The organism is Dietzia sp. DQ11-44, assembly GCF_014145205.1.
Taxonomy (GTDB): domain Bacteria; phylum Actinomycetota; class Actinomycetes; order Mycobacteriales; family Mycobacteriaceae; genus Dietzia; species Dietzia natronolimnaea.
In genome coordinates, this window is sequence record NZ_JAALEC010000311.1 from 1 (window position 1) to 3107 (window position 3107).

General features: G+C 72.5%; 2 protein-coding genes. Both read right to left on the reverse strand.

Features of this window, described 5'->3' with window-relative positions:
- Window positions 1-903: calcium/sodium antiporter (locus G6018_RS08600; protein WP_182639393.1), on the reverse strand; the 903-nt coding region annotated here is incomplete at its 3' end.
- A 123-nt stretch (window positions 904-1026) separates the two neighbouring features.
- The coding region (locus G6018_RS08605) for a DEAD/DEAH box helicase (RefSeq protein ID WP_182639394.1) at window positions 1027-3107 on the reverse strand (2081 nt) is incomplete at its 5' end.

The following is a 3107-nucleotide window of genomic DNA, read 5'->3' on the forward strand; positions in this document are numbered from 1 at the left end:
GCCCGCCGCGACCTCGATGGGCGTGATGAGCGAGGTGATCCCGAGAACGGCACCGATGTTGAACATATTGCTGCCGACGATGTTGCCGACGGCGAGGTCGCGCTCCCCCCGGAACGCGGCCACGAGGCTGGTCGCGAGTTCGGGGAGTGACGTGCCGATCGCCACCACCGTGAGGCCGATGACCAGATCGCTCATGCCCCAGGCCGCCGCCAGATCGCTCGCCGCGGTGACCAAGAGTCTCGCGCCCACGACCAGCATGAGCACACCCAGCGCCACCATCGCGCTGCTCTTGAGCACAGAGTGCGACGCCCCGTCCTCGGCCGGGTCCACGTCGACCGCGCCCGCTGCGCTCTCCGGCGTACCCGCGCCCGCTGCGCTCTGCTCGCCCGTCGCGCCCTCCGCGTGCTCCTCGGTCGGCTCGTCCTGCGCCGTGCTGGTCGGGTCGGCGGCGCGCCTTCGCGAGATGATGACGGTCGCCACCACGTAGGCCACCACCCCGGCGAACAGCAGCAGTCCGTCGAGGGAACTGATCACCCCGTCCAGTGCCACCACCAACAGCAGTACGGAGAACCCCACCATGATGGGGATGTCGACGCGGACGATGCGGGATTTCGCGAGCAGCGGGGCGATCAACGCCGTGAGACCCAGGATGAGCAGCACGTTCGCGATGTTGCTGCCCACCACGTTTCCGACCGCCAGGCCCGGGTGGCCGCTGAGGGCGGCGTCGACACTCACCGCCAGTTCCGGTGTCGAGGTGGCAAAGGCGACGACGGTCAACCCCACCACCAGCGGCGAGATCCCCAGGCTGACGGCCAGCCTGCCGGCCCCCCGGACGAGTGACTCCCCGCCCGCGACGAGGAGGACGAACCCGACCGCGAGGGCGGCCACCGTCAGGGCGCTCATGCGAGCTCCCGGGTGTCGGAGGTGGCGAACCCGGGCCCGAGGCGCCGTGGCGGAGACGCTGAGAAGTCCATGGCCGCGATTATCCCGTGTCGACGGCTCGTCCGCTGCTGCACACTCGTCGGGTCAGCCGGCGGTGGCCACCGCCAGCGGGAGGACGGCCGGGGCCCCGGCGGACCGCAGATGCCTGGCGGACTCCGTGGCCGTCCAGCCCGTCCCGAACAGATCGGTGACCAGCAGGACGGGCCCGGTGGGGTCGATCTCCGGGCCGGTCAGCGTGCCCCACAGCTGGGCGACCCGGTAGGCCGAGTTCTGGGCGGTCACCGCGGGGAGCGCGGCGTCTCGGGTGAGTTCCCCGAGGTGGTCCATCCGGCCCATCTGCGCGAGCGCGCGGGCCAGACTCCCCACGAGGAGCGGTCGCTCGCCCGTGAGCAGGGCCACCACGCCGGTGGGGCGTTCCTCCCACCCCCAGTCGCGCAGAACCGGAACGCAGGCACGGACCACCCAGTCGGGCGCCTCCTGGTCGGGCCCGGCGAGCAGCCCGCGAAGCTTCTGGCCCAGGCCGAGGTCGGTCAGTCGGGCCAACGCGCGGCCCTCGGCGGGGCCGTCGGAGATCTTGCCCTTCAGCGGCACGTCCAGCCGCGCGAGCCCGGTGGGCCACTGGCGTCGCGGAGGTAGGACCACGCCCGGGCGCTCCAGAGCCTCGCGTGCCCGGGTCAGCGCACCGTCGTCGACTGAGGTCGACCTGCGATCGCCGGTGCAGTTGTCGCATCGTCCGCATCCGCCGGAGGTCGGGTCGAGAGTGGGGTCGTCGAGTTGCGTGCGCAGGAACTCCATCCGGCAGGAGCCGGTCCGCTCGTACGCGATCATCGCCTCCTGCTCCGACCGCCGGGCCTCGGCCAGCCCGGCGTAGCGCTGGGCGTCGTAGTGCCACTGTCGTCCTGTGGAGATCCACCCGCCCCGCACGCGCTGGACCGCGCCGTCCACGTCGAGCACCTTGAGCACCATCTCCAGCCGGGTCCGGCCCAGATCGACCGCGGGTTCGAGGGCCTGGGTCGACTGCGGCCGGTCGGGTTCCAGGGCGTCGAGCACCCGGCGGACCACGTCCTCGGGGGGAAAGGCCAGAGACGCGAAGTGGTTCCAGATGGCCCGGTCCTCGGGGCCGGGCAGCAGGACCACCTCGGCCCGGTCGGCCGCACGACCGGCGCGACCGATCTGCTGGTAGTAGGAGATGGGCGACGGCGGGGCTCCGAGGTGGACGACGAAGCCCAGGTCGGGCTTGTCGAATCCCATGCCCAGCGCGGAGGTGGCGACCAGCGCCTTGACCTCGTTGTCCAACAGCGCGCGCTCGAGCTCCTCGCGCTCGCCCGCGTCGGTGCGGCCGGTGTAGGCGCTCACCCGGTGCCCGGCGGAGGTGAGCAACTCGGCCATGTCCTCCGCCGCCGCGACGGTCAGGCTGTAGACGATCCCGCTGCCCGGCAGGGACTCCAGGTTCTCCACCAACCACGCCGCGCGACGCTCCGAGTCGTCGATCGCCACGACCGACAGCCGCAGCGACTCCCTGTCCAACCCACCCCGCAGGACGAGGGTGTCGGACGCCGCGGGGTCACCCTCCTCCGAGTCCGCGCGATCCGGCCCACCCGGCCGTTCGCCCACACCGAGCTGCTGCGCCACGTCGCGCACCACCCGGTCGTTGGCCGTGGCGGTGGTGGCCAACACCGGTACGCCCTCGGGCAGATCGGCCAGCAGCGTGCGGATCCGGCGGTAGTCGGGCCGGAAATCGTGCCCCCAGTCCGAGACGCAGTGGGCCTCGTCGACCACCACCAGTCCGGCGTCCGCGGCCAGCGCGGGCAGCACGGTGTCGCGGAAGTCAGGGTTGTTGAGCCGCTCCGGGCTGACCAGTAGAACGTCCACCTCGCCGGCGCGGACCGAGGCGCGCACGTCGTCCCACTCGGTCATGTTGGCCGAATTGATGGTGGCCGCCCGTACCCCGGCCCGCGCGGCCGCCTCGACCTGGTTCCGCATGAGCGCCAGCAGCGGCGAGACGATCACCGTGGGCCCCGAGCCGAGTTCCCGGAGCAGACGGGCGGCGATGAAGTACACGGCCGACTTGCCCCAGCCGGTGCGCTGCACGACGAGGGCCCGCCGGCGGTCGGCCACGAGCGCCTCGATCGCGGTCCACTGGTCCTCCCGCAGCGCCGCCCCCG